We start from the raw sequence: 26,832 nt of genomic DNA on the forward strand, positions 1-26,832 counted from the left end.
CATTCTAGTCCGTAGCTCCCTGATGACATTTCCGATGATCAGATGATCAATTGCCGACGCTCAAGCTCTCCAGGCTGGCATTGATCGCCAATTGATTCTGGCGCAATTCCGTGATTGCGGCGCGGATTTCGTCGATTCGCGCCTGCAGCAGCTGCTGTTGATCCTGGCCGGCTTGGCGGGTCTCGTTCAGCGAGTCGACACGCTCGCCGAGCTTGGCGATGCGTGCTTCAAGGTCACCCAGCGCCGCGAGCTGCTGCTGCATGGTGCGCTGAGTCCGGGCCAGTTCGTCGGTGCGCTGGGCCAGCGTCTCTCGCCGCTGAGTCGCCTGCTGCTGATCGCTGGCGAGGCGTGACAAGCGATCGGACAACCCCTGGCGGGCTTCGTTCCCCTGCTTCTCGAGTGCGGTCAGCGAACGGCGGGTGGCATCGAGGGTGGCAGCCAATGTGTCGCCCTGGGCTTCCAGGCCGTCGAGCCGCTGTACAAGAGCGTCGATACGCGTGCTCTCGGCTGCGCTTTGCTCAAGACCTTCGACAGTCGTACGCAACTCGCCGAGCTGTTGGGCCAATGATTGCTGGTCCTCGCCGAGAGCGCCGAGCTTGTTCGATAGTTGCTCGGGCGACATGCCGCGGCCATCGTCGAAACCATCCAGCCTGGCATGCATGTTGGAAATCTGCCCTTCGAGCTCGCGCTGGGTTGCCTGCCAGCCTTGGCGGTCCGTCCAGTACAACCAGGCCAACGTCGTCAACCCGGCCAACAGCAGGCAAGCCAGCACCCACAACGGCCAGACGCGGGTTCCCCGAGCGTTACCCGCCGGCCGATGCGTCGTCAGTTCATCGCCGGGGCCCGGAACGATCGGGGTCGTCAGGCGTGGTTCGTCAGCGCGATCCACCATGGATTCTCCTCGTCTATACCTGGCGGTAGCGTGTTCGCCATCATTGCTTCGCTGCGCTGTTGATCGCACCGAACTCGAGCTACGGAATTTGCGAGCATACCCCAGGCTGATAATATGTTGCGACCTGAGCTGACGCAGATGCTTGGTATTGTAAGGTTTTTTTACCCGGTCTGTATTCCACGCTGGCTGTCGGCTGAAAAGAAAAGAAACAGGAGCTCATCGATGGCGTTCGAATTACCCGCACTGCCCTATGAAAAGGATGCGCTTGAGCCGCACCTCAGTGCCGAAACGCTCGAATACCACTACGGCAAGCACCACCAGGCCTATGTGGCCAAGCTCAATGAGCTGACCCAGGGCACCGGCGACGCGAGCAGGTCGCTCGAGGAGATCATCACGTCGGCGTCCGGCGAGCTGTTCAACCAGGCGGCTCAGGTATGGAATCACACCTTCTACTGGCACTGCCTGTCGCCCGACGGCGGTGGCCAACCGGCGGGAGAACTGGCCGAGGCCATCGACGCCAAGTTCGGCTCCTTCGATACGTTCAAGGATGCATTCAACGCCAAGGCGGCGACCAACTTCGGTGCGGGCTGGACCTGGTTGATCAAGACCGCCGAGGGTGGCGTCGACATCGTCAATAGCGACGATGCCGATACCCCGATCGCCCACGGCCAGACGCCCTTGCTGGCGATCGATGTCTGGGAACATGCCTATTACATCGACTATCGCAATGCGCGACCCAAGTATCTGGATGCGGTGTGGAACGTCGTCAACTGGGATTTCGTCGCCCAGAACTTCAATTGAGTATCCGGATCGCCAAACGCTCCCAGGCACTCAGGTAACCACTGATCAATTCGGTTCCGAGGGGCTGAGGGGTTCAGAGTGACTCGATCACGGCGTCGGCGATCATGGTTTGACCACCTCAAACGGTCGGTTTTCCCTGACAGCCGGGTTATCCGCTTCTCAGCCGTGCAGGTGAGCCACCAGAGCATCAGCAAAGGTATCGGTCGTTCCGGTGCCGCCCATATCAGGCGTCACTTGATCACGGGCCGTCTCCCCATCATCGGTGAGGCTCTGCCCATCGGAAAGATAAGCACCCTCGGTATTTTCGCGCACCGTGATCAAGTCAATGTTTTCATAGCGCGAGCGAGTCCCGGGGAAGCTGATCGCAGGGCGGACATTGGCATAAAGATCGAATTCACGGCGCAGCTGGACATTCAGGGAAGTAAACCCGCCCCCGACAGGGGTGGTCAGTGGACCTTTCAGGGCTATGCGATGCTTCCGGATCGCTTCGATCGTTTCATCAGGCATCGGCTGGCCATGCTTGTCCAGCGCAGTCAGCCCGGCATCCAGAAACTCATAATGCAGCCCGCAGTCCAGCGCACTCAGGACGCGCAGTGTGGCGTCCATGATTTCGGGACCGATGCCGTCGCCTTTAAGTACTGCAATCGTCTGGCTCATTGGATTACCTTATTGTTGGTTGCGATCCATCTCGTTTCGCTCATGATGCCAACGCAGCGCGACGGCCTTGGCCCGCTGCAAGTCTTTGCAGTAAGTCAGCGCTCCTCTGTCCTTTCGGATGCCTGCACGACGCAGTTTGACGATAATTCGCGCAGGCAGTCCCATCAGAATTAGCGCTATTCCCTCGCGATGCATTTCGTCGATCAGCGACTGGAGTGCCACGATGGCCGTGCCATCCATGCTGGGCACCTTGCGCATATCTAGCAGGACGATCTGGACGTGACGATCGACCAGATGAAGGGATGTGAGGGCTTTCTCGGCCACCCCGAAGAACAGGGGGCCGTTGATTTCGTAAACCGCCACTTCTGGAGGCAGCCCTTTGATAGTTGGGTGATTCTCGATCTCGATGCGATCGGTTGTAGTCAGCAAGCTCATGCGCCGAATGAACAGTGCCGCTGCCAGCCCCATGCCGACAGCGACGGCCAGAACCATGTCAAACACAACGGTCAGGCCGAAGCAGATGACAAGAATGGCCACGTCTCCGGGAGGCGCCGAGCGCAAGGTATGCAGGAAATGACGCGCTTCGCTCATGTTCCAGGCAATGATGAACAGCAGCGCCGCGAGGGCAGCCATGGGCACGAGGCCCAGCAATCCAGCGAGCGCGATAACCGCCAACAGCACCACCACGGAGTGCACCACTGCCGCGATGGGGGATCGAGCGCCGCTGCGGATGTTGGTTGCTGTCCGGGCAATTGCCGCCGTGGCCGTGATGCCGCCAAAGAGTGGCGCAATGATGTTGCCCAACCCTTGACCAATCAGCTCGGCGTTGGGGTCATGCTTGGTCTTTGTCAGGCCATCCGATACCACTGCGCACAGCAGTGACTCGATGGCGCCGAGCATGGCAATGGCGAAGGCAGGCCCCAGCAGAGCGCGAATCAGTTCGAAATTCAGTTCAAGGGGCTCTCCATTGGGCCCCGGTAATAGCCAAGGAGCCATGAACGAAGGCGCTATAGGGGGAATACCGGTACCCGTTTCGCCATTGGCCTCCCAGGTAAAACGAGAGGCTATCGTCTCAACGGCAGGCGCCCCCGTGCTACCTAGCCACTGATTGGCACCGTAAGCAGCGATAGCCCCAACGATTAGCCCGACAAGGGGGGCGGGAATGGGAATGTGCAATCGAGGCCACAACAACATGACAATCAGAGCAAATGCCCCAATGCCGAATTCGAGAGGATTGAGAGTGGGCAGTGATGTGACGATACGGCCCAAGTTTTCGACAAAATGCTCCCCGAGTTGCCCGACGCTCAGCCCCAGAAAATCGGGAATCTGTAGTACCGCGATGACCACTGCAATCCCCGCCGTGAAGCCCAGAACCACGGGGTAAGGCACGAACTCGATCAGGCGCCCCATGCGGGCAACGCCCAAGGCCACCAGAATGATGCCGGCCATCATCGAGGCGATAAGCAAGCCACCCAGACCGTACTGCTGAACAATCGGAAACAGGATAACGACAAAAGCGGCTGTCGGGCCTGAAACATTGAAGCGAGCACCGCCAGTCAACGCGATGATGGCCCCAGCCACAATCGCCGTGTAGAGACCCTGCTGAGGCGGAACGCCCGTCGCGATCGCCAACGCCATCGACAGTGGCACGGCCACGGTACCGATGGTGAGGCCAGCCATCACGTCCTTGCGTAAATCCGTGAGCCCGTACCCCTCCCGCCACGCGGCGCTCAGACCCGTGGAGACGCGGGGCAGGTTAACTGAAAACCCTTGGCGCGACATACGATGCCCTCGCTGCAAGGCGCCCTCGCCATGGCAGCATCGACCGAGGCATTTGGCGTAGGGAGCAGAAATCATGTTAATTACATTAACATGCTATTATAATTGAGAGCAACTGTAGGCCATGATGCCTGTACGGGACGTGCAAAGCATTGCGCTATGGAAGCCATGACATTAACATTTAATGTTAATGTCAATGTCATGAGGGACTAGCAATGGAAAAGAAAACTGCTCGACTCACGCTGCTCATAGACCCCCGAAAGAAACAAGCTTTTGAGCAGCTATGCGCGTTACAAGATCTGACTCCTTCGCAAGTCGTGAGGCAGCTGATACGCGATTATCTTCATAAGCACGGTGTGGAGTACGAAACACAGGTGACCGACGATGAAAAAAACACGCAAGGCTGATCCGGCGCCATTTCATGCAACGCTGCATGGCTGCGTGTCGACATTCATCAGCGATCAGTGGTCAGCGCCATGAGGCGTCAGATGGCAACTCATCAATGTATCTCAGGCCGGCAATTTTGCTGTCGGCCTCGTGCGCCTTATAATCACCAACGGACCCGCCATGCATAACCTATGGATTCCCGTCGTCGCCATTCTCACCGTTGCCGGCCTGATCTTCGGCGGCCAGGCTTACACTGAGGCCCAGCGTGATGCCCGCATCGCCGCGACCATAGCTGAACGTCTCGACAGCCAGGCACCGGCCGAGATTTCCAACCTGACGCGGGTCAACAAGGGCTATGGGGTGTGCGGCGACTATACGCTCCCAAGCGCCGAGTCCGATCGCTTCTATTACAACAGCGCCCTCCAGAGCCTGACGCTGGGCACCGACTCCCCACAGTACCGCGACAACTGCGCAGGCCTCTCTGACTGAAACCTTGCCGACCGACAACCGCCCCCTCAATGCACGCCGACCTGTAACGACAACGCCCCGCTTTCGAGCGGGGCGTTGATCCCTAACGACGCGAAACCGGAGCGTCAGGGATCGGCGCGACGCCCAATACCCCGGTAGACCAGCCCGCGCGCCGCGACATAGACCGGATCGTAGATATTGCGACCGTCGAGGATCAGTCGCTCGCCGAGCGTCTCGGCAAGACGCCGCCAATCCGGGTTCCAGTAGCACTTCCACTCGGTGACCAGCATCAAGGCGTCGGCGCCCTCGCAGGCGGCGTAAGGGTCATCCTCGTGCAGGCTGAGCAGTGGATGATCGCCCAGTTCCTTGCGCAGCGCCGGTAGTGCGGCCGGGTCATGCAGGCGGACATGAACGCCCTGGGCCCATAGCGCGCGCAACAGCGTCAACACCGGGGCATGGTCGATGCGCGTGGTGCCGGGCTTGAAGGCGGCGCCCCAGATGGCCACCGTGCGCCCTTCCAGCTTGCCGTGAAAATGATTCCACAACTTGCGGAACAGGGTCTCCTTCTTGCTCTCGTTGATGTCGAGCACCTGCTCGAGCAACTGCGATTCACGTCCGGTCTGGTGCTGGACATCGGCCAGGCGCATCAGGTCGCGGGAGAAGTTGGGTCCGCCGAAGCCGATTCCCGGATACAGATACTCGTAGCCGATACGGGTGTCTGCGCCCATGCCCTGGCGCACGTGCTCGACGTCGACACCCAGCGAGTCGGCCAGTCCGGCGACTTCGTTCATGTAGCTGATGCGCGTCGCCAGCATGCCGTTGATCGCCAGTTTGGTCAGCTCGGCGGCGCGGCGCGGCATGCGCTGGAAGACCTCGGCGCGGCGATTGAAGGCGCGCAATGTTTCACGAACCTGGTCGGCCGCCCAGTCATCCTCGCAGCCCAACAGCCACCGCGCGGGCCGTGTGAACACCTGCCAGGCACGCCCTTCCTCGAGCATGTCCGGCAGCACCACGGCCACCTGCGAGGCATGCCGCAGCAGTGCTTCCAGCGCCTCGGTCTGGCCCACCGGGAACGTCGAGTTGTTGACCACCACCAAAGGCGAACGCTGCACGCCGGCGATGGCATCGACGAACTGCTCGGCGGCATCGCGCTGGTCCGGCGCCAGAGCCAGCCAGACGATATCCGCCTCCGGCTGAGCATCGAAAGCGCTCGGCATATCGTGAATGCGCAAGGCCCCCGACTCGCGGCTTGTCGTCAGTTCGGCGGCGACGAACGGTTCGCCGCTTAGCCAATCGGCCGCGGCGAGCTGGGTCCAGCTCGTTTCGGGATGCGGATACCAGTCGACTCGGTGGCCGACCGAGGCCAGCGCAGCAGCGGCGGTCGCCGCGGACAGCTCACTGCCATGTACGATGATTCGCATCGGCCTTACCCCTCGTTGGCGTAACGCTTGAGCAAGGCATTGAAGCCTTCGCCGAACTTGGGATGGCGCTTGCCGAAGGCCAACGTGGCTTCCAGATAGCCCAACTGGTGACCGCAATCGTAGGTCTCGCCCTGCATGCGGTAGGCGGCCACGCCCTGCTGTGCGCGCAGCGCGTCGATGGCATCGGTCAACTGGATCTCGTTGCCGGCACCGGGCTTGGTCCTGGCGAGCAGCTCGAAGATTGCGCCGGGCAGCAGGTAACGCCCGATGACCGCCAGCGTCGAGGGCGCTTCCTCGACCTTGGGCTTCTCGACCATGTCGCTGATCAAGGCGCTGTTGCCGGGCTCGGGGACATCGCCCTCGAGGGCGACGATGCCGTACTTGTTGACCATGTCCCGGGGCACGTTCTCGACCATGATCTGAGCATCGCCGGTGCGCTGGTAGGCGTCGATCATTCCCGCCAGATCATTGCGCGGCAGACCTTCGTCATCGACCAGCACGTCGGGCAGCAGCACCGCAAAGGGCTCGTCCTCGCCGATCACCGAGCGTGCGCAGAGCACCGCATGGCCGAGACCCAGCGCTTCGGGCTGGCGCACTGCAATGATGCTGACGTCGTCGGGGATGATCTTGCGCACCTCGGCGAGCAGCTCGTCCTTGCCCTTGGCCTCGAGCATCGTCTCGAGTTCGAAATGCTTGTCGAAGTGATTCTCGATGGCGCCCTTGCTGGAGTGCGTGACCAGCACGATCTCCTTGATCCCGGCGGCCACCGCCTCTTCGACCACATACTGGATCACCGGCTTGTCGACGATGGTGATCATTTCCTTGGGGATGGCCTTGGAAGCCGGCAGACAACGGGTGCCAAGACCGGCAACGGGTAGTACGGCCTTACGAATCATGGGGGTCCCTCCTACATGAATGTAACAATAAGTATGCCATAGAGAGGCGCCGAAGCGAGCCCCGCCATGGTCAAGTGCAGTAGCTGCGGTGAGCGCATCGTCAACCGGCACGGCGCTCTCGACCTGGGTCACTCGACATGGCCCTCACGGCCCGGGCTGGCCGGTGCTACGGTGGCATCTTTGCCCACAGCCTGTCGAGAAAGAGTAGAATGCGAGCATCATACAGCAACTCAAGCACATGGCCGCGGCTCGTCAGCGGGCCATGTTTCATACCCGCCGACAGGGAGAGGCGCAATGAACCCGGCAGCACGCGATACCCAGCGCGGCAACGTCGACCCCAGCGAGATCGCCAAGTTCGAGGCCCTGGCGAGTCGCTGGTGGGACCCTGACAGCGAATTCAAGCCGCTTCACGAGATCAACCCGCTGCGTCTGGATTTCATCGACGCCCGTGCCGGGCTCGCCGGCAAGCGCGTGCTCGACGTAGGCTGCGGCGGCGGCATCCTGAGTGAAGCCATGGCCCACCGCGGCGCCAAGGTGACCGGCATCGACCTGGGCGCGACGCCGCTGGAAGTCGCCCGCCTGCATCAGCAGGAGAGCGGCGTGACGCTCGACTATCGCCAGGTCAGCGCCGAAGAGATGGCCGACGAGCAACCCGGCGAATTCGACGTCGTCACCTGCCTGGAAATGCTCGAACACGTCCCCGATCCCGCCGCGGTGGTGCGCGCCTGCGCAACGCTGGTACGCCCCGGCGGCCATGTGTTCTTCTCGACCATCAACCGCAACCCCAAGGCCTATGCCTTGGCCATCATCGGCGCGGAATACGTGCTCAGCCTGCTGCCGCGCGGCACCCACGATTATCGCAAGTTCATTCGCCCCTCGGAGCTTTCCACCTGGTGCCGGGCCACTGGCCTGCGCGTGCGCGAACAGAGCGGGCTGACTTACAACCCGCTGACCCGCACCTACCGCCTGGCGCCGCGCGATGTCTCGGTCAACTACATGATGCATTGCTCGATGGAGGCGCCGTGAGCCATGCGCCGCTTGGCCTGCTGTTCGATCTTGACGGCACGCTGGTCGACACCGCGCCGGATCTGGCCCGTGCGACCAATGCCCTGCGCGCGCACCACGGTCTCGACGCGCTGCCCTTCGAGGTCATCCGCGCCCAGGTTTCCAACGGCGGTAGCGCGCTGGTGACGCTGGCGCTGGGGCTCGAGGCCACGCACCCCGAACACGCCACGGCACGCGCTTTCCTGCTCGACAGCTACGCCCGCGACGTTGCCGCCGAGAGCCGGCTGTTCCCGGGGCTGGAGCCGTTGTTGGCAACCTGGTCGCAACCGCCGCGGGCCTGGGGCATCGTCACCAACAAGCCGCGTGCGTATGCCGCGCCGCTGATCGAGGCGCTGGGCCTCACGCCGGGGGCATTGCTGTGCGTCGATGACCTGCCGGTGAGAAAGCCCGCTCCGGAGCCGCTGTGGGCGGCGGCTCAGCGCCTGGGGCTGAGTGCCGAGCAGTGTTGGTACATCGGCGATCATGTTCGCGACATGCAGGCCGCCCAGGCCGCCGGCATGGTCGCGATCGCGGTCGGCTATGGCTATATCGACGAAGCCGAGGATCGGCACAGCTGGCGGGCGGATCGCTGGTTCGAGCACCCTCAGGAGCTTACCGCCGCACTGATCGATCTGGTCGGTTCGCCTCGCTGAGCGCGGCTCAGCGAACAGCAATTAAAACCAGCGACGATTGCCGACCGACAAGCTAGTTGCGTGCCGGCTGGGCGTCGAAGCGCTCGCCGGTATGGCCCTGACTGTCGTCGCCCATCAGCCATAGATAGGTCGGCATGATCTCCTCGGCGCTGCGCAGCGTCGCCGGGTCTTCGCCGGGAAAGGCGGCCTGGCGCATCCGCGTCCGCGTGGCGCCGGGGTTGAGACTGTTGACGCGCACCGAAGAAAGGCTCTCCAGCTCGTCGGCGAGCACCTGGACGACCCCCTCGGTAGCGAACTTGGAGACCGCATAGGCGCCCCAGAACGCTCGCCCCTTGCGGCCTACGCTGGACGACGTGAAGATCACCGAGGCGGCTGCGGATGCCTTGAGCAGCGGCAGCAACGCCTGGGTCATCCAGACAGGTCCGTTGATATTGACCTGCATGACCTGTTCCCACAGCGCGGGATCGTACTGCTCGAACGGCGTGATCCGTCCCAGCAGGCCGGCATTGTGCAGAATGCCGTCCAGGCAAGCGAACTCCTTGCCCAGCGTGGCCGCCATGTCCTGATAATCCTTGAGCGTGGCGCCCTCGAAATTGAGCGGGAAAATCGCCGGCTGGGGTCCGCCCTCGGCCTCGATCTCATCGTAGACGGTCTCGAGCTTGGCGGTCGTGCGGCCCAGCAATATCACCGTGGCGCCATGGCGGGCATAGCACTTGGCAGCGGCGCGGCCAATGCCTTCACCGGCGCCGGTTACCAGGATCACCCGCCCCGCCAACAGCTCCGCGGGAGCCTGGTAATCGATCTTGCAACTCATCATGACTCCTCGTTGCCGGTCACAGCCCGGACTGGTTGAGGAAATCGCCGGCCATGCTGGCCGCATTGCTATCCGGATACTCCTGCTGGACCCGATTCAGCAGTTGCTTGCTGGCATCCGGCTGGCCCTGGCGCGCCTTGAGCAGCCCGAGCTTGTAGAGCGCATCGGGGAGCTTGTTGCTTTGCGGGTAGTCCTCGATCACGGTCGTGAACGCCTGGGCTGCCGGCTCCAGCTCGGAACGTGCCGAGTAGAGCTCTCCCAGCCAATAATAGCCGTTGGCGCGCAGTGGCGAATCGGGATAGTTCTTGACGAAGGTCTCGAACGCGGTGAGCGCGGCATCGAAATCGCGATCCTGAACCTTCTGGAAGGCTGCACGGTACGCCTGGCGATCTTCCTGGCCGGCGGCCATGACCGCCGGATCGCCATCGTCGCCCTGCTCGGCCGAGCTGGCGGCCCCGTCGCCCTGGGCGGCATTGCCAGCGCCAGGCGCGGCGGCAAGATCATTGATACGTTGTTCCAGCTCCAGATAGCGTTCCTGCGCCAGGGTCTTCTGCTGCTCGAGCTGGTAGCGCAACTCTTCGATCTGCCCGCGCAATTCTTTAATCTGACGCTGATTGTCTTGCAACTGGTTGAACAGGACCAAGTTTCCACTAGCCTCAGGACGAGCCTGGGTCTGCTGGTAAAGGTTGTTCTGCTGGTTGGCCGAGAGATCTTCGACCACGGGAGCGGCCCATACGGACAGCGGGAGCACCAGGGCCCCCGCGCCGCACAGTCCTTTCAGACTGTGTTTCATGCTTGACTCCGCCGGAGCTTAGTAAGCGATGACCACGCGACGATTCTTCGCGTAGGCCTGTTCGGAGTGGCCTTCCACGGCCGGGCGCTCTTCACCGTAGCTGACGACATCAATCTGCGATGACGATACGCCTTGAACGCTCAGGTAACGCTCCACCGACTGCGCACGACGCTCGCCCAGGCCCAGGTTGTACTCACGGGTGCCGCGCTCGTCGGCGTAGCCCTGCAGGACGACTTGGACATTGGGGTTGTTGCGCAGATACTCGGCATGTTCATTGAGTACGGACTCGAACTCGGGGCGAATGGTGTCCTTGTCGTAGTCGAAATAGATGGTGCGCACATCGGGTATCGCCGCGCGCTGGCCGGCACCTACCTGTGAACCGCTGGGCTGGCCGGTGGTCACGCCCTGACCGGTGGTCACGCCGCTCTGCCCCTGGCCGCCGGACGTGGTGCCATCCATGCTGCCGTCCTCAGTGCCGCCCGTGCTGGCACAGCCAGCCATGACAGCGAGGGACGCAGCGACGGCCAGGCTCTTGGCGTACGATTTAAACTTCATTGTCAACTCCTTGCTCAAAATTCGAATGTCACAGTTGTTACTGTAGGTTCGGGCTTAGTTCAAGAACGGCGACCACGCGGGCTCCCGCACATCGCCTTCGGCTGAGGGCAGGCGGTACGAGGCATTGCCATCGGCCGACACCACGCTCAGCACCCCGCTGTTCCCCTGCTGGGTGGCGAAGATTACCATGCTCCCGTTCGGCGCAACACTGGGTGACTCGGCCCACTGCGAGTCGCTCAGTATCGTCAGTCGATCGTTGCTCAGATCCTGCTTGGCAACGCTGAAGCCCTTGTTGCCACGATGGATCATAAACAGAGTTTCGCCATCCGGCGAGTAGCGCCCGCGTGAATTGTAATTGCCGGTAAAGGTCAGTCGCTGGCTTTCGCCACTCCCCAGCGAGTAGCTATACAGCTGCGGGCCACCACTGCGATCCGATGTGAATACCAGACTGTTGCCGTCCGGCGCCCAGGAAGGCTCGGTATCGATCGCCTCATTGCGGGTCAGACGCTGGAAACTGCGCGAGCCGATGTCCATGACATAGATTTCCGGCTGGCCATCCTTCGATAACGACATTGCCAACTTGCGGCCATCCGGCGACCACGCCGGCGCGCTGTTGATACCCGAAAACGCGGTGACCTGGACGCGTTGGCTGGTCGCCAGATTTTGGATGTAGATCGCCGAGTTGCCCGATTCGAAGGATACGTAGGCGAGCTTGTTGCCATCCGGCGACCAGGCCGGCGACATGATCGGCTCACGCGAGGTCAGAATCTGCTGGCTGTTGCGACCGTCTGCATCGGCGACGTTCAGCGCGAAACGACGATTGTCGATGGCACCCTGGGCGGTAACGTAGGCGATACGCGTCGAGAATGCGCCACGCACCCCGGTGATCGCCTCGTAAACCTTGTCACTGATGTAATGTGCGCCGGAACGCAACTGGTTGGCACTGACGTTGACGGCCTCGCCGAGCATGCGCCGCTCGCCGTAGATGTCCATCAGCTCGAACTGGATACGATAGCCCTGCTCGGTCTGGCTGACCTGACCGACCACCAGGTAGTTACTGTCGACGGCACGCCAGTCGCGATAGCGAACTTCATCGCTGGCGGTCGGCGAGGCGATCAGCGTGCTGCGCGATAGCGGATCGAACTGACCGCTGCGTTTCAGGTCGTCGCTGACGATCTGAGCGATGTCTTCGGGCAACTGCTGCCCAGCGAAGGGCACGACGGCGATGGGAATCGCCTCATCGCTGCCCTTGGTGATCTCGATGGTCAGTTCCGCGCTGGCCAGGTTGCTGAACAGCAGCATCAGCCAGCCGAGCAGGAACGGAGCTAGTCGTTTCATCGGCGCATATCCTTGGGATTGAAATCCAGGTTGAATTCACGAAATTGCCGCTGCGCGGCGGCTGGCAGCTCGCGCATTTCACGAAACGGCGCGGCGCGTTCGACGGCCTGAAGGACCGAGCGATCAAAGCTGGCGTTGCCACTGCTGCTGCGAATCGAAGCATTGACCAGCTCACCGGTCGGCAGCAACTTGAGGCTGACCACGGCACGCATCTGATTGGTGGCCCCGGACGGAATGATCCAGGCCTGCTCGACCGCCCGCTTGACCAGGTTCTTGAAACCGTTCGCCGCTTGGGCCGCCTGTCTGGCATTGGCGATGGCCTGCTCTTCGCCGGCTATCGAACTCGCCAGGGCCTGTTCCGAGGCACGCTGAGCGGCCTCGGCCTGCTTGCGGGCCTCCTCGGCCTTGCGCTGCTTCTCGGCCGCGGCCTGCTTGCGGGCTTCTTCAGCCTTGCGCTGCTTCTCGGCCGCGGCCTGCTTGCGGGCTTCTTCAGCCTTGCGCTGCTTCTCGGCCGCGGCCTGCTTGCGGGCTTCTTCAGTCTTGCGCTGCTTCTCGGCCGCGGCCTGCTTGCGGGCTTCTTCAGCCTTGCGCTGCTTCTCGGCCGCGGCCTGCTTGCGGGCCTCCTCGGCCGCGGCCTGCTTGCGGGCTTCCTCGGCCTCGGCCTGCGCCTTGCGCTCGGCCGCTTGCTGTTCGGCTTGATCGGCGCGCCGCTGAGCTTCCTGTTCAGCCTGTCTTCGGGCTTCCTGCAATGCCTGCTGCTCGGCCTCACGCCGCTTGCGCGCCTGCGCTTCGGCCTGACGTTGCTGTTCGTCCTGCTGTTGCGCTTGTTGCTGCTGCTCGGCCTGTTGCGGTTCCTGCTGCTCTTCGGCCTGACGCTCGGCGGCGCGGGCCTGGGCTGCCTTGGCCCGCTGCGCCCGGTCGGTCGCCGTTTCAGCGCTCACCAGCGTCGCTTGGACGATCGCCGAGGACGTTTGTTCGGGCTCGCTGACCGGCCAGCGTAGCACGCTCAATAGCACTATCCCGACGTGCAGGCCTACCGCCAGCACCACGGGGAGTCCGTAGCCGACCCGCCTTTCCTGTTTCGCCATCGTGCGTCCTCACTGCTCCCGGGAAGGCGGGTCGGAAATCAAGCCGACATTGGGCACGCCCGCGTCCTGCAGGGTGCTCATCAGGGTCACGACCTGACCATAGGGCACATTGCGATCGCCCTTGACCATCACCGGCGTCTGCGGCTTGCGCTGCAGCACCGCGATGACCTTGTTGCTGATCTCGTCGAGGCTCAGCGGCGTCTCGCCATCGCCGATGGAGAGGAAGTAGTCGCCATCGCTGTTGATCGAGGCGATCAACGGCTCGCTGTCCTCGGGCGTGTCGATGGGCTTGGAGGCGACCTTGGGCAATTCGACCTGCACGCCCTGGGTCATCATCGGTGCGGTGATCATGAAGATCACCAACAATACCAGCATGACGTCGATGAACGGCACGACGTTGATCTCGCCCATCGGCTTGCGATGAGGGCCACGATTGAAGGGGCCATGCATCATAAAGGCGCCTCCTCAGGCTGCTTCCCGATCACCGCGCCCTTGCAGGTTGCGGTGCAAGATGGAGTGGAACTCCTCGGCGAAATCCTCGTACTGACCGAGCAGGCGGTTGGACTGCGCGGACAGCCGGTTATAGAAGATCACCGCGGGAATAGCCGCGAATAGCCCCATGGCGGTGGCTATGAGCGCCTCGGCGATCCACGGCGCGACGGTCGACAGGGTCGCCTGCTGGGCCATGGAGAGGCTCATGAACGAGCCCATGATGCCCCAGACGGTGCCGAACAAGCCGATGTAAGGGCTCGACGAAGCGACCGTGGCAAGGAAGGTCAGGTGCTGGTTGAGACGCTCTTCCTCGCGGGACCAGGCCACGCGCATGGCACGCTGCACGCCGTCGAGGATCGCCTGGTTGCTGCGGGTCTTGGGCAACAGCCGGTTGAACTCGCGAAAGCCCGAACGAAAGATGTGCTCGGCGCCGAACACGTCCTGCTCGGCCGGCGTCTCGCGGTAGAGTTCGTTGAGATCGACTCCCGACCAGAAACGATCCTCGAACGTGCGGTGCGCCTTGTGCGCCCGGCGCAGCACGAAACTGCGCTGGAAGATCACCACCCAGGAGGCGATGGAAGCCATGGTCAGCAACAGCATCACCAGTTGCACCACCAAGCTCGCGTTCATGACCAGGGAGGGAATGGACAGGGATTCGTTCACGGGTGTCCTCGTCAGTGGTTCAGATTATCCGTTCAGAGCCGAGGCGATTGCCGCCGGCCAGCGTATTGGGCGAAGCCGCTGGGCATCGACACAGGCGATATCGACGCTGGCTTCGCACAAGGGTTCCTTTGCTGCGCTCACTTTTTGTGCACCTCTAGACCCGCACGGGAATCGCGAAACCGCTCATGGCCGCCCCTCGCCACTGGTTTGGGGCGTGGCGTCGCCGGCGGCGAAGCCGAAATGCAGGTAGGCCTGACGAGTGACCATGCGTCCCCGCGCGGTACGCAGCATGAAACCCTGTTGGATCAGATAGGGCTCGATCACGTCCTCGATGGTGTCGCGTTCCTCGCTGATCGCCGCCGCCAGGCTATCGACACCCACCGGCCCGCCGTCGAACTTCTCGATCATCGCCAGCAGCAATCGGCGATCCATATGGTCGAGGCCATGACTGTCGACGTGCAACATGTTGAGCGCCTGGTCGGCGATGGCCTTGGTCAGCCGGCCATCGGCGCGCACCTCGGCATAGTCGCGGACCCGGCGCAGCAGGCGATTGGCGATGCGCGGCGTGCCGCGGGCCCGGCGCGCCACTTCGGCGGCCCCCGCAGCCTCGGCCCCGACACCCAGCAGCCGCGCCGAGCGTGTGACGATCTCGGTGAGCTCGTCGACCGCATAGAACTCGAGGCGCTGGACGATCCCGAAGCGATCGCGCAACGGCGAGGTCAGCAGCCCTGCACGAGTGGTCGCGCCGACCAGCGTGAAGCGCGGCAGGTCGAGCTTGATCGAGCGCGCCGCGGGCCCCTCGCCAATCATGATGTCGAGCTGAAAATCCTCCATGGCCGGATACAGCACTTCCTCCACCGCGGCCGGCAGACGGTGGATCTCGTCGATGAACAATACGTCGCCCGGCTGCAGATTGGTCAGCATCGCCGCCAGATCGCCGGCTCGCTCGAGCACCGGGCCCGAGGTCGACTTGATGTCGACATCCATCTCGGCGGCGATGATGTTGGCGAGCGTGGTCTTGCCGAGCCCCGGAGGGCCGAACACCAGCGTATGATCGAGACTGTCGCCGCGCCCCCGCGCCGCGGTGATGAAGATATCCAACTGCTCGCGGACCCGCGGCTGGCCGATGTAATCGGCCAGGGTCTTGGGACGGATCGCATGATCATGGTGCACCTCGGCCTGCTGCGGCTCGGCGGCGATCAGTCGGTCACTTTCGATCATGCGTCGCTACCCTGCCAGCTTGCGAGTGAGTGCGGCCTTGATCAGCGCCTCGGTGGACAGTCCTGCCTCATGCCCGCTGAGCATGCGTGCGGCCTCGGTGGGCTTGTAGCCAAGCGTCACCAGCGCCGCTTCGGCATCGACCAGCGGATCGTGGCCGCGCGCCGTCGAAGCCGGCGCGACTGCCTGGCCAGCGTCCGGCGCTGCAGCCCAGTGCGGAAAACGATCGTGCATTTCGACGATCAATCGCTCGGCGGTCTTGCGCCCCACCCCCGGCAGCCGCGTCAGGGCCTTGACGTCGCTGTCCATGACGCAGCGAATGAACTGCTCCTGTTCCATTCCCGAGAGAATCGCCAGGGCCAGCTTGGGGCCCACGCCATTGACCCGAATCAACGCTCGAAATAGCGCGCGCTCGGCTTCGCGGATGAAGCCATAGAGCAGATGCGCGTCGTCGCGAATACTCAGATGAGTATACAGCTGCACGGTTTCGCCGATACCGGGCAGGGCCAGCAGCGTGTTCATCGAGGCTTCAAGCTCGTAGCCGACGCCGCCGACGTCGATCACCAGCCATGGGGGCTGTTTTTCCAGCAAGGTGCCGCGCAGGCGTCCAATCATGCAGTTGCGTTCCTCGGGCTGACTGGGTAGTCACTATACTCATCACCCGTTCGACTGACCAGCACCCACCTCGCGGGGTCAGGATTCGGGCCGAAAGTCGCGCCAACCCGCGCCCCGCGAGCGTCGTCGCCGACTCTCCTTGTGGCCGAGCAACCCGGTGCGAGCGTGGGCATGGGTGAGTGCAATCGCCAGCGCATCGGCGGCATCCGCCGCTGGTCGCGCGTTGAGCGACAGCAGCGCGGTGACCATGTGCTGCACCTGGGTCTTGTCGGCGGCGCCGGTGCCGGTCACCGACTGCTTGATCTGGCGCGCCGCGTATTCGTGTACCGGCAGGCCATGATTGGCGGCGCAGACGATCGCCGTGCCCCGGGCCTGGCCCAGCTTGAGCGCCGAATCCGGGTTGCGCGCCATGAACACCTGCTCGATGGCCACTTCCCCGGGGCGATACTGGATGATCAGTTCGGCGACCCCGGCGTAGACCTGGGCCAGCTTCTGAGCCAGGTCATCGGCGCGGATGCGGATGCAGCCGCTGGCGATGTAGCGCGGACGCAGCGCGCTGACGTCGAGCACCCCGTAGCCGGTGATCCGCGAGCCGGGGTCGATGCCCAGGATGATCAAGCGGCCTCCCCGATTCGCCGGGACGCGTCGATGAAAGTCATGCAAGCTTCCCCGTTCAGCAAAACCGGCGGCGCCGAGAGCGCCGCCGATTCATTGAAAGCCGGATCATTCCGTTCACCTGAGGCAACGGCGCCAGGTGCCGATCACTCGTCGCCGGCCGTTACCCTGGCCTTCTGGCGCAGGCGGATATTGAGATCCTTGAGCTGCTCGGCGCTGACTTCGCCGGGGGCGTCGGTCATCAGGTCCGCAGCGCTCTGGGTCTTGGGGAAGGCGATCACCTCGCGGATGGTCCGCGCCCCGGTCATCAGCATCACCAGGCGGTCGAGACCGAAAGCCAGACCGCCGTGCGGCGGCGCGCCGAAGCGCAGCGCGTCGAGCAGGAAGCCGAACTTTTCCTCGGCTTCGGCCTCACCGATGCCCAGCACCTCGAATACCGTGCGCTGCATGCCCTGATCGTGAATACGGATCGAGCCGCCGCCGAGCTCGGTGCCGTTGAGCACCATGTCATAGGCCCGCGACAGGGCATTGGCCGGGTCATCCTTGAGCGCTTCCGGGCTGCACGACGGCGCGGTGAACGGATGGTGCAGTGCCGACAGTCGCCCGGCATCGTCGGCCTCGAACATCGGAAAGTCGACCACCCACAGCGGCGCCCAGGCGCGGGTATACAGATCGAGATCCTCGCCCAGGCGCACGCGCAGCGCACCGATCGCCTCGTTGACGATGCGCGTCTTGTCGGCGCCGAAGAAGATGATGTCGCCGTCCTCGGCACCCAGCCGGTTCAGCAGCGCCTCGACGATGCCGTCCATGAACTTGACGATCGGCGACTGCAGCCCCTCGAGCCCCTTGGCGCGTTCGTTGACCTTGATCCAGGCCAGCCCCTTGGCGCCGTAGATGCCGACGAAACGCGTGTACTCGTCGATCTCCTTGCGGCTCAGCCTGGCGCCGCCGCTGACCTTGAGCGCCGCGACGCGGCCGTCGTCGGCGTTGGCCGGGCCCGAGAACACCTTGAAGTCGACGTCCTTCATCAAATCGTCGACGTCGACCAGTTCCAGCGGAATGCGCAAGTCCGGCTTGTCGGAGCCGTAACGCTGAATCGCCTCGGCATAGGGCATGCGTGGGAACTCGGCCAGCTCGACCTCGAGCACTTCCTGGAACAACTGGCGGATCATTCGCTCGGTGATACCCATGATCGCATCTTCGTCGACGAACGAGGCCTCGAGATCGATCTGGGTGAATTCCGGCTGGCGGTCGGCGCGCAGATCCTCGTCACGAAAGCACTTGGCGATCTGGTAGTAGCGATCCAGTCCGGCCACCATCAGCAACTGTTTGAACAGTTGCGGCGACTGCGGCAAGGCGAAGAAATGCCCCTCGTGGGTACGGCTGGGCACCAGGTAATCGCGGGCGCCTTCCGGGGTGGCGCGGGTCAGGATCGGCGTCTCGATATCCAAAAAGCCCTGGCTCTCCAGGTAGGCGCGCACGCTATGGGTGATCCGCGAGCGCAGCCGCAGCTTGTCGATCATCTCGGGGCGACGCAGGTCGATATAGCGATGCTTGAGACGTACCTCCTCGCCGACCTTGCCGTGCTCGTCGAGCTGGAACGGCGGCGTGGCCGCACTGTTCAGGACCTCGACGTCCTTGGCCAGCACTTCGATCATGCCGGTGGGCATGTTGGGATTCTGGGTGCCCTCGGGGCGCAACCGGATGCGACCGCGAATGCGCAGCACGAACTCGCTGCGCGCACGATCGGCGGTGGCGAACGCGTCCTGGGTGTCGGGGTCGACCACGACCTGAGCGATGCCGTCGCGATCGCGCATGTCGAGGAAAATGACGCCCCCGTGGTCACGGCGACGATGCACCCATCCGCAAAGCGTGACCTCCTGACCCACCAGGGTCTCGTTCAACTGGCCGCAATAATGGCTGCGCATGTCACATCCTGTCTCGTTGCTTAAAAGGTGAACGCTGCCGGCCCGCGCCGGCAGCGGTATCAGGCGGACGCCTTGGCGTCGGGGGCTGGCGCCGAAGCCGACGCGGGCTTGTCGCCACTGGCGGGCGCCGTGTTGCTGCCGTCTCCGGCCAGATTGCGCTTGGTGCCGCTCGCCTTGAAGTCCGTTTCGTACCAGCCGCCCCCGGCGAGCCGGAAGCCGGCCGCCGAAATCAATCGCGACAGCGCGTCAGTCTGGCACGCCGGGCATTCGTACAGCGGTGGTGCGCTGACTTTCTGGAGCTTTTCCAGACGATGGCCACAAGCCTTGCACTCGTATTCATAGATGGGCATGGTTTTTATCACTCTGTGACTTAAACGGCGTCCGCAGGCATCCGGGCAATCTGCGGCGATAACGATATGCGGTCACGCGACGCGCTTTCCAAGCCTGCCATGAAAGCCGCATATTATAGCGTGTTGCGGCCCCTCGCGGGCAAGTTGTCGACTTCCGGGCACACTTGTCGCTTTCCGCATCCAGCGCTGGTCACTTTCTTTTCCCGTTCAAGGAGCCACCATGAAAGCCGTGATTCTGGATGCCGCCACATTAGGCGATGACATCGACCTGGAACCGATTCGACGCGAGGTCGACAGCCTCGAGGTCCACGCGACCACGCTCCTCGAACAGCGCCAGTCACGGCTTGCCGGGGCCGAAGTGGCACTCGTCAACAAGGTGGTGCTCGATGCCGAGTTGCTGGCCGCCCTGCCCGATCTCAGGCTGATCTGTGTGCTGGCCACGGGCACCAACAACATCGACATGGCGGCCGCCGAGCGTCAGGGTATCACCGTTCGCAACGTCAGCGCCTACGGCACCGCCAGCGTGGCTCAGCACACGTTGATGCTGATGCTGGCCCTGGCCAACCGCCTGCCCCGCTATCAGCGAGATGTCGCCGCCGGTGAATGGCAGCGCAGCCCGTTTTTCTGCCTGCTCGGTCACTCCACTCTGCAACTTGCCGGCAAGCGCCTGGTGATCGTGGGCAGCGGCGAACTCGGCCAGGCCGTGGCCAGGCTCGCCGAAGCCTTCGGCGTCGAGGCGATATTCACCGCCCGTCCCGGCAACGAGGCCGAGGATGCACGGCCATCGCTCGCCGAGCTGGCCGGCAGCGCCGACATCATCAGCCTGCACTGTCCGCTGACCGAGGCCACCCGGCACTTGATCGACGCGCCGATGCTGGCGCGTTGTAAGCCCGAAACACTACTGATCAACTGCGCGCGCGGCGGTGTCATCGACGAGCATGCCGCCCTCGAGGCGCTGCGGGCCGGTCGGCTCGGCGGGCTGGCAGTCGATGTACTGCCTTTTGAACCTCCGCGCGATGGCCATCCCCTGCTCGATGCGCTTGACGAGCCCCTCAACCTGATCGTCACTCCGCACAATGCCTGGATCAGTCCCGAGGCTCGAGCCAATGTCGTCAAGCTCACGGTCGATAATCTGAAGCGTTGGAAAACTAAAGTTTAGAAAGTGAAGAAAAGCTTATGTAGTATTTTAGTAAATTTAAGATAACGGTATAAATACTACGGTTGCATCCCCCGAAACGAATGCCAATACTTTGGTCACATCGGCAGGCCAGGCTCCGGTCTTTGTGCAGCTACCAGGCATGTCGCCGCCATACCGTCACCGTACGCTTGGTCTTATCTGGAGGACCCATGCTCTACAACTATGGCTCGATCAATATCGACCATGTCTATCGCGTCCCCCATCTGGTTCGCCCGGGGGAAACCCTGGCCAGCCATGGCTATCGCCAGGTGCTGGGTGGCAAGGGCGCCAACCAGTCGCTCGCCGTGGCCCGCGCCGGCGGTAACGTCACCCACTGGGGGCGGCTCGGCCGGGCCGACCGCTGGGCCCTGGAAACGCTCTCTTCGGCCGGCGTCGACACCGCGTCTATCGAATTGAGCGGCGAACCCAGTGGCCATGCGCTGATCCAGGTCGACGACCACGGCGAGAACTCGATCATCCTCCATCCCGGAGCCAATCATGGCTTTACCGATGCCCAGCACACGGCCCTGCTCGTCACGGCCACCGAAGGCGACTGGCTGCTGCTGCAGAACGAGTGCAACGCGCTCGGCAAACTGATGGCCAGCGCGGCCGACAAGGGCATGCAACTCACCTTCAACCCCGCCCCCATGGCCGCCAATGTGCTGCGCCTGCCCCTCGAGCATTGCCGGCTTTTATTCCTCAATCGCGGCGAAGCGGCAGCACTGGTCGAACTCGACGAACACGATGAGATCGAGCGGCTGCTCGATGCGCTTTCGCGCAAGTTGCCGGGCAGCGAAATAGTGCTCACGCTGGGCGGCGACGGGGTCTGCTATCAGAGCGGCAGCCAGCGTCTGAGGCTCGCGGCGCACAGGGTCGCGGCGCGCGACACCACCGCGGCCGGTGACACCTTCATCGGCTATTACATGGCCGCTCTTCAGCACGCTCACGACACTCGTGCCGCGTTGCGGCTGGCCAGCGCCGCCTCGGCGCTGTGCGTGCAGCGTGAGGGCGCCGCGCCGAGCATTCCCGTGCTCAGCGAGGTCATGGAAGCGGCCAGCCACTGGCAAAAGCTGGCGATCGACGCCGGCTGAGTAGCAACTACACGCACCGCGACAATTCAACCAAAGGATTCTCACATGCCGACACCGATCATCTTCGATACCGACCCGGGAGTCGACGACGCCCAGGCGATCGCCATCGCCCTCGCCCATCCGGATATCGAACTCCTCGGGATGACCACCACCTACGGCAATGTCGACGTCACCACGGCGACCCATAACGCCTTGCTGCTTGCCGAACTGGCCGGGCAGCGCATCCCGGTAGCCCAGGGCGCGGCCGCCCCCCTGGTCAAGACGCGCTTCCCGCCGCCCACTCATATCCACGGCAACAACGGCCTGGGCAATATCGACCTGCCCGAAGTCCGGGGCCGCGCCGAAACCGTCAGCGCGGCGCAGTTCATCGTCGACCAGGTCAATGCGCGCCCCGGCGAGATCACCCTGGTCGCGGTGGGCCCACTGGGCAACCTGGCCGTGGCTCTGCAACTCGACCCGAGCATCGTCGAACGTGTCAGGCGGGTAGTGGTGATGGGCGGCTCGATCCGTGAAGGCGGCAACGTCACGCCGGTCGCCGAAGCCAACCTGTTCAACGATCCTCATGCCGGCCAGCGCGTGCTGACCGCCGGCTGGCCGTTGACGCTGGTAGGACTGGATGCGACGCATCGCTGCGTGCTCGACCCCGCGGCGATGGCGCGGATCGCCGCCGGTCAAGGCAAGCTCGGTGAGGTCCTCGCCGGCAGCTACGAGTTCTACAAGGCGTTCTACCAGCAGGCGCTGGGCATCGACGGCTGCTGCCCGCACGACAGCTGCGCACTGGCCTGGCTGATGAAGCCCGAACTGTTCACCGCGGTCGATGGACATCTCACGGTCGTTACCGAAGGCGACGCCGAAGGCCAGACGATCTTCGCGCCGGCGAATCGCCCGTTCATCGCCGAGCATTGGTCGCGCACGCCGCAGGTCCAGGTGTGTCTGAATGCCAACGGCCCGGCAGTCGTCGAGTGGATCGTCGAGACCCTGAGTTGAGACGCCGCTAGCGGGTCACGAAACTGGTGCGATCGCGCCACTCCACGCCCTGCAATTCGACATGGGTCACCCGCGCTGCCGGTGGCCCCTGCCAGAGCCATTCGGTGAGCGCGTTGACCGCCGCGCGATCGCCACACAGCAGCACTTCGACCCGACCGTCGGGCAGATTCTGGGCATAGCCCGTCACGTTCGAGGTGAGCGCGCGTTCCTGGACCGCCGCACGATAGCTCACCCCCTGTACCTGGCCATTGACCAAGGCCTTTACACAACACTTTGAATCCATTGAAGGCTCCTGTGTCCGGCTTGTCTTGGCGTTGCTTCCTGCTTCGGCTTGCTGTCGAGGTCCGGCATCGGCACTGTACGTAATAGCCGATAGTTGTAACACCAACGCCACCGTCGCCCCAAACCGGGACAACAGGCCAACACTGCCCTAGGCTTGAGTGAGAACGGGCGGGTGGAAAGTCGACTCCTTGCTTTGCCGGCCCCGGGCGGAACCTCCATAAGAGAGGAACAACAATAATGTCGATCTTTGACCATGCCGAATTCCGCGACCATGAGCAGGTCGTCTTCGCCCACGACCCGCTCAGCGGACTCAAGGCCATTATCGCCATTCACAACAGCTACCTAGGCCCGGCGCTCGGCGGCCTGCAGATACATCCTTACCGCAACGACGCCCAGGCGCTCGGCAATGTCCTGAGATCATCGCGAACCATGACCTTCAAGTCGGCGCTGGCCGATCTATCTCACGGCGGCGGCAAGGCGGTGATCATCGCCGATCCGCGCTACGACAAGACGCCGGCGTTGCTCGAAGCCATGGGCCATCTTATCGATTCGCTTAACGGCCGCTATATCGCTGCCGAGGATCTCGGCAGCAATGCGGCGGACATGCAGGCACTGGCACGGGTCACCCCCCATGTCATGGGGCTCAGAAATCCCGCCGGCGCGGGCGGCGACCCGTCACCCTTCACAGCCTGGGGCGTCTACAACGCCATGCGCGGCGCGGTCCGCCATGCGCTGGGGAAGGAGGAGCTGCGCGGTGTGCAGGTGGCGATTCAGGGCGTTGGCCACGTCGGCGCCCGGCTCGCCCGCTATCTTCATGAGGCCGGAGCGCGACTGGTGCTCAGTGACGTCGACAGCCACGCCGTCAACAGCCTGGCCCGGCACGTCGACGCCCGCGTCGTCGCGCCCAAGGCGATCTTCGATGTCGACGCGGATATCTTCGCGCCTTGCGCGATGGGCGATGTCCTCAACGCCGAGGTCTGCCGGCGCTTGCAGACGTGCATCGTCGTCGGCGCCGCCAACGACCAGCTCGCCGAACCGGCCTGCGCCGAGCAATTGCATGCGCGTGGCATCGTCTACGTACCGGATTATGTCGCCAATGCCGGCGGGGTCATCGAAGTCGCCTGGCAACGCCGCGCCGACTACGACCGTCGACGGGTCATGGCGCATATCGCCGGCATCGAACGCACCCTTGAAACGATACTCGAGCGTGCCGGCCGCGAAGGCCTGCCACCCGTTGCGATCGCCGATCGCCTGGCCGAGGAACGGTTCGTCAAGCGCCGCATTCAGGCAACCTAGCGGCCCGCGACGAAACGCGATGCCCATCCAGCGATGGGCATCGACGGAGCCGAATCAGGCGTCACGATAGCCGTCCGGATGGCGTGACTGCCAACGCCATGTATCGGCCATCATCGCGTCCAGCCCGCGCTGCGCATGCCAGCCGAGCTCTTCCCGCGCCTTTGCCGGGTCGGCCCAGCAAGCGGCAATGTCGCCATCGCGGCGCGGCCCGATGGCATAAGCGACCGACCGCTCGCTGGCCTTCTCGAAGGCCTTGATCATTTCAAGCACGGAATAGCCTCGACCCGCGCCCAAGTTCCAGACATGAATGCCGCTCTGGCGCTGCAATAGATTCAGCGCCTTGAGGTGCCCCTCGGCCAGATCGACGACATGGATATAATCGCGCACGCCGGTACCGTCCGGCGTTGCGTAATCGTCGCCGAAGACGGTGAGCCTTTCACGTCTGCCAATGGCCACCTGCGCGATATAGGGCAAAAGGTTGTTGGGGATGTCTCGCGGGTCCTCACCGATCTCGCCACTCTCGTGGGCCCCGACGGGGTTGAAGTAGCGCAGCACGGCGATCGACCAGCGCGCATCGCTATGCGCGACATCCTCGAGAACCTCTTCGACCATCAATTTGGAACGGCCATACGGATTGGCCGGCATGCCGGTGGGAAAATCCTCACGTATTGGAGTGTCATGCGGCTCACCGTAGACCGTCGCCGAGGAACTGAAGGCCAGCCGAAACACGCCGGCCGCCGCCATCGCCCGACACAGCGTGATACTCCCGCTGACATTGCTCGCATAGTAGTCCAGTGGCTTGAAGACACTCTCTCCCACTGCCTTCAGGCCAGCAAAGTGCATCACGGCCTCGATGCCGTGCGTCGCAAACAGATCGCCCAGCAGCGCGCGGTCGCGGATATCCCCCTGCACAAAGACAAGCTTGCAGCCGCTCAGACGCTCCACGCGTCTAAGCGCCTCCCGTGAGGAATTGACCAGACTATCGACCACTACCACTCGGTGCCCTGCTTCGAGCAGGGCCAGTACGGCATGGGAACCAATATAGCCGGCACCACCAGTCACCAGAATCTTCATTGTCCAACTCCCTGCTATTGGAGCCAGTCGCTGGAAACCTGGCGGCTATTAGTGCTCAGGGGTGCCTTGCGAAAGAACGCGACATACCAGGGCATCGCCTCGTGGATTCCTTCGGCAATGACGTGGCTCGGCGCGTAGCCGAGCATCTCGGATGCCTTGCTGATATCCGCCTGGGAGTGGCGCACGTCAGCGGGACGAAAATCACGGCAGACCGGTGGTCGCTCATAGTGAATGCCATGCTCGGACAGCGCGTTGCGCAGATGCAGGAACAGATCGTTGAGCGTGGTCCGCGCATTGACTGCGACATTGAACACTTCGCCTCGAATGTCATCGTCGGAGAGCGAAGCCAGGAGATTGGCCTGAACGGCATTGGCGACGAAGCAAAAATCACGGCTGGTTTCGCCGTCGCCATTGATGTAGACCGTTTCCCCGGTGAGCATCGACGCAGTCCACTTGGGAATGACGGCCGCATACGCGCCATTGGGGTCCTGCCTCGGCCCGAAGACATTGAAGTAACGCAGGCCGACGGTCTTGCAGCCATAGCAGCGTGCGAACACCTCTGCGTACAGCTCGTTGACATACTTGGTCACCGCGTAAGGTGAAAGCGGCTTGCCGATCACCTCTTCCACCTTGGGCAGACCAGGATGATCGCCATAGCTGGAGCTCGACGCGGCATAGACGAAGCTCTTCACCTTCGCGTCCCTTGCCGCCATCAGCATATTGAGAAAGCCGTCTATATTGACGGCATTGGAGGTCAGCGGGTCCTTCAGCGAACGAGGCACCGAGCCGAGCGCTGCCTGGTGCAGCACATGGTCGACCCCCGCCATCACCCGCCGGCAATCGTCCGGTTCGCGTATGTCCCCTGCGTGAAGCTTGAAGCGAGCCCATTGCTCGGCGCTGACTAGATCACGGACCTCGTCGAGGTTACGCCGATGGCCGGTGGCGAAGTTATCCAGGCCTATGACGGTCTGGTCGAGCCTGAGTAGCGTCTCCAAAAGATTGGAACCAATGAAGCCCGCCACGCCGCTGATTAGCCAGGTGCGCGGATTCTGAACCAAGTCTATCTGGAGTCGTTCATAATTAGCCATAGTCACTGATCCATTGATTGCATGTTGTTCACTTATATCACCCCAAATAACTACGCCTCCCACCCCAACCTCCCGCCCCAGGCAGTCGAAACTTCCAGGCAAATCAATTAGCAACTCACTAGCGCCATGTTAAGAACCTAATACAACACCCGCTCTTTCAATTGAGAAATTTCAGCTTGGGAATTACAATTTTACCTTTTACTCTTGAGCAAGAACGCTACGTTAAGAAACATGATAGAAAAAAACTTCCCGCCAGCCCATTGTTATTTTAAAGACAGCAACCGAGGCGAACAGCAAGTCCTGAATGCGTTATGCAAGACCATTAAAAAACTCACAACCAGAAGACTGAAATCTCAATAAAATTGCTGAC

The 26,832-nt window shown here is 62.9% G+C and carries 28 protein-coding genes and 1 pseudogene; 9 read left to right on the plus strand and 20 right to left on the minus strand.

Going from position 1 to position 26,832, the window contains the following annotated elements; all coding sequences use genetic code 11:
* Positions 1-46 precede the first annotated feature (46 nt).
* Positions 47-892 (minus strand): hypothetical protein, encoded by an 846-nt coding sequence (locus K7I12_RS01020; RefSeq protein ID WP_031383511.1) that lies wholly within the window; start codon positions 890-892, stop codon positions 47-49.
* Positions 893-1,114: 222 nt separating this feature from the next.
* Between K7I12_RS01020 and K7I12_RS01025 the strand changes: the two genes are divergently transcribed.
* A complete protein-coding gene (locus tag K7I12_RS01025) occupies positions 1,115-1,693 on the plus strand; it encodes a superoxide dismutase (RefSeq protein WP_231662693.1) in 579 nt (192 codons plus the stop codon).
* Positions 1,694-1,939: 246 nt separating this feature from the next.
* Here K7I12_RS01025 and K7I12_RS01030 read toward each other — a convergent pair.
* Positions 1,940-2,350 (minus strand): annotated as a pseudogene (locus K7I12_RS01030) (isocitrate/isopropylmalate family dehydrogenase); the annotation flags it as partial.
* A 9-nt stretch (positions 2,351-2,359) separates the two neighbouring features.
* Entirely contained in the window at positions 2,360-4,132 is a 1,773-nt protein-coding gene (dauA, locus tag K7I12_RS01035) for a C4-dicarboxylic acid transporter DauA (protein ID WP_031383508.1), read from the minus strand.
* 212 nt (positions 4,133-4,344) lie between these two features.
* On the opposite strand from dauA, the gene K7I12_RS01040 reads away from it, so the two are divergent.
* Positions 4,345-4,536 (plus strand): hypothetical protein, encoded by a 192-nt coding sequence (locus tag K7I12_RS01040; RefSeq protein WP_031383507.1) that lies wholly within the window; start codon positions 4,345-4,347, stop codon positions 4,534-4,536.
* Positions 4,537-4,696: 160 nt separating this feature from the next.
* The gene (locus K7I12_RS01045) at positions 4,697-5,005 is read left to right on the plus strand and encodes a hypothetical protein (RefSeq protein WP_031383506.1); all 309 of its coding nucleotides are present in this window, start codon (positions 4,697-4,699) and stop codon (positions 5,003-5,005) included.
* 104 nt (positions 5,006-5,109) lie between these two features.
* Here K7I12_RS01045 and K7I12_RS01050 read toward each other — a convergent pair whose 3' ends face one another.
* A complete protein-coding gene (locus K7I12_RS01050) occupies positions 5,110-6,405 on the minus strand; it encodes a nucleotide sugar dehydrogenase (protein ID WP_231662694.1) in 1,296 nt (431 codons plus the stop codon).
* Between the two features lie 5 nt (positions 6,406-6,410).
* Positions 6,411-7,301, minus strand: coding sequence for a UTP--glucose-1-phosphate uridylyltransferase GalU (gene galU / locus K7I12_RS01055; protein WP_031383504.1), 891 nt, complete (start codon positions 7,299-7,301; stop codon positions 6,411-6,413).
* Positions 7,302-7,595: 294 nt separating this feature from the next.
* On the opposite strand from galU, the gene ubiG reads away from it, so the two are divergent.
* Together ubiG and K7I12_RS01065 are read left to right on the plus strand one after the other, a co-directional pair.
* A complete protein-coding gene (ubiG, locus tag K7I12_RS01060) occupies positions 7,596-8,327 on the plus strand; it encodes a bifunctional 2-polyprenyl-6-hydroxyphenol methylase/3-demethylubiquinol 3-O-methyltransferase UbiG (protein ID WP_031383503.1) in 732 nt (243 codons plus the stop codon).
* Positions 8,324-8,998, plus strand: coding sequence for an HAD-IA family hydrolase (locus K7I12_RS01065; RefSeq protein ID WP_031383502.1), 675 nt, complete (start codon positions 8,324-8,326; stop codon positions 8,996-8,998). Before ubiG ends, K7I12_RS01065 begins: the two co-directional genes overlap by 4 nt.
* Before the next feature lie 52 nt (positions 8,999-9,050).
* Here the strand turns inward: K7I12_RS01065 and K7I12_RS01070 are convergent, their stop codons facing one another.
* The 12 genes from K7I12_RS01070 to K7I12_RS01125 form a co-directional block, all read right to left on the minus strand.
* The gene (locus tag K7I12_RS01070) at positions 9,051-9,812 is read right to left on the minus strand and encodes a YciK family oxidoreductase (protein WP_231662695.1); all 762 of its coding nucleotides are present in this window, start codon (positions 9,810-9,812) and stop codon (positions 9,051-9,053) included.
* A gap of 19 nt (positions 9,813-9,831) precedes the next feature.
* A complete protein-coding gene (gene ybgF, locus K7I12_RS01075) occupies positions 9,832-10,605 on the minus strand; it encodes a tol-pal system protein YbgF (protein ID WP_231662696.1) in 774 nt (257 codons plus the stop codon).
* 18 nt (positions 10,606-10,623) lie between these two features.
* On the minus strand, positions 10,624-11,160 hold the full coding sequence (pal, locus tag K7I12_RS01080; protein ID WP_231662697.1) for a peptidoglycan-associated lipoprotein Pal: 537 nt from the start codon (positions 11,158-11,160) through the stop codon (positions 10,624-10,626).
* Positions 11,161-11,214: 54 nt separating this feature from the next.
* Positions 11,215-12,498, minus strand: a complete 1,284-nt coding sequence (gene tolB / locus K7I12_RS01085) for a Tol-Pal system beta propeller repeat protein TolB (protein ID WP_231662699.1) — start codon at positions 12,496-12,498, stop codon at positions 11,215-11,217.
* A complete protein-coding gene (gene tolA, locus K7I12_RS01090) occupies positions 12,495-13,586 on the minus strand; it encodes a cell envelope integrity protein TolA (protein ID WP_231662701.1) in 1,092 nt (363 codons plus the stop codon). The genes tolB and tolA overlap by 4 nt, the downstream gene beginning before the upstream one ends.
* Before the next feature lie 9 nt (positions 13,587-13,595).
* Positions 13,596-14,036 carry a protein TolR gene (gene tolR, locus K7I12_RS01095; RefSeq protein ID WP_231662812.1) on the minus strand — a complete coding sequence of 147 codons (441 nt, stop codon included), beginning with the start codon at positions 14,034-14,036 and terminating at the stop codon, positions 13,596-13,598.
* Between the two features lie 15 nt (positions 14,037-14,051).
* The gene (tolQ, locus tag K7I12_RS01100) at positions 14,052-14,741 is read right to left on the minus strand and encodes a protein TolQ (protein WP_231662703.1); all 690 of its coding nucleotides are present in this window, start codon (positions 14,739-14,741) and stop codon (positions 14,052-14,054) included.
* Positions 14,742-14,924: 183 nt separating this feature from the next.
* Positions 14,925-15,962, minus strand: coding sequence for a Holliday junction branch migration DNA helicase RuvB (gene ruvB, locus K7I12_RS01105; protein WP_035575211.1), 1,038 nt, complete (start codon positions 15,960-15,962; stop codon positions 14,925-14,927).
* Positions 15,963-15,968: 6 nt separating this feature from the next.
* Positions 15,969-16,574: a Holliday junction branch migration protein RuvA gene (ruvA, locus tag K7I12_RS01110; protein ID WP_231662705.1), complete on the minus strand. Its 606-nt coding sequence runs from the start codon at positions 16,572-16,574 to the stop codon at positions 15,969-15,971.
* Between the two features lie 78 nt (positions 16,575-16,652).
* Positions 16,653-17,192 carry a crossover junction endodeoxyribonuclease RuvC gene (gene ruvC, locus K7I12_RS01115; protein WP_231662707.1) on the minus strand — a complete coding sequence of 180 codons (540 nt, stop codon included), beginning with the start codon at positions 17,190-17,192 and terminating at the stop codon, positions 16,653-16,655.
* Between the two features lie 143 nt (positions 17,193-17,335).
* Positions 17,336-19,117, minus strand: a complete 1,782-nt coding sequence (aspS, locus tag K7I12_RS01120) for an aspartate--tRNA ligase (protein ID WP_031383491.1) — start codon at positions 19,115-19,117, stop codon at positions 17,336-17,338.
* Positions 19,118-19,176: 59 nt separating this feature from the next.
* Positions 19,177-19,467 carry an FmdB family zinc ribbon protein gene (locus K7I12_RS01125; protein WP_031383490.1) on the minus strand — a complete coding sequence of 97 codons (291 nt, stop codon included), beginning with the start codon at positions 19,465-19,467 and terminating at the stop codon, positions 19,177-19,179.
* A gap of 220 nt (positions 19,468-19,687) precedes the next feature.
* On the opposite strand from K7I12_RS01125, the gene K7I12_RS01130 reads away from it, so the two are divergent.
* The 3 genes from K7I12_RS01130 (at position 19,688) to K7I12_RS01140 (ending at position 22,722) form a co-directional block, all read left to right on the plus strand.
* On the plus strand, positions 19,688-20,626 hold the full coding sequence (locus tag K7I12_RS01130; protein WP_231662708.1) for a D-2-hydroxyacid dehydrogenase: 939 nt from the start codon (positions 19,688-19,690) through the stop codon (positions 20,624-20,626).
* Positions 20,627-20,814: 188 nt separating this feature from the next.
* A complete protein-coding gene (locus tag K7I12_RS01135) occupies positions 20,815-21,735 on the plus strand; it encodes a ribokinase (RefSeq protein WP_231662709.1) in 921 nt (306 codons plus the stop codon).
* A 45-nt stretch (positions 21,736-21,780) separates the two neighbouring features.
* Positions 21,781-22,722: a nucleoside hydrolase gene (locus tag K7I12_RS01140; protein WP_231662710.1), complete on the plus strand. Its 942-nt coding sequence runs from the start codon at positions 21,781-21,783 to the stop codon at positions 22,720-22,722.
* Positions 22,723-22,729: 7 nt separating this feature from the next.
* Here the strand turns inward: K7I12_RS01140 and K7I12_RS01145 are convergent, their stop codons facing one another.
* Positions 22,730-23,005 (minus strand): acylphosphatase, encoded by a 276-nt coding sequence (locus K7I12_RS01145; RefSeq protein ID WP_231662711.1) that lies wholly within the window; start codon positions 23,003-23,005, stop codon positions 22,730-22,732.
* Between the two features lie 236 nt (positions 23,006-23,241).
* On the opposite strand from K7I12_RS01145, the gene K7I12_RS01150 reads away from it, so the two are divergent.
* The gene (locus K7I12_RS01150; protein ID WP_231662712.1) at positions 23,242-24,300 is read left to right on the plus strand and encodes a Leu/Phe/Val dehydrogenase; all 1,059 of its coding nucleotides are present in this window, start codon (positions 23,242-23,244) and stop codon (positions 24,298-24,300) included.
* Between the two features lie 54 nt (positions 24,301-24,354).
* Here K7I12_RS01150 and galE read toward each other — a convergent pair whose 3' ends face one another.
* Together galE and K7I12_RS01160 are read right to left on the minus strand one after the other, a co-directional pair.
* Positions 24,355-25,374: a UDP-glucose 4-epimerase GalE gene (galE, locus tag K7I12_RS01155; protein ID WP_231662713.1), complete on the minus strand. Its 1,020-nt coding sequence runs from the start codon at positions 25,372-25,374 to the stop codon at positions 24,355-24,357.
* Positions 25,375-25,388: 14 nt separating this feature from the next.
* Positions 25,389-26,525 (minus strand): SDR family oxidoreductase, encoded by a 1,137-nt coding sequence (locus tag K7I12_RS01160; protein ID WP_331460567.1) that lies wholly within the window; start codon positions 26,523-26,525, stop codon positions 25,389-25,391.
* Positions 26,526-26,832 lie beyond the last annotated feature (307 nt).

The sequence above is a fragment of the Halomonas sp. IOP_31 genome (assembly GCF_021151495.1).
In the GTDB taxonomy this organism is placed as follows: Bacteria; Pseudomonadota; Gammaproteobacteria; order Pseudomonadales; family Halomonadaceae; genus Modicisalibacter; species Modicisalibacter zincidurans.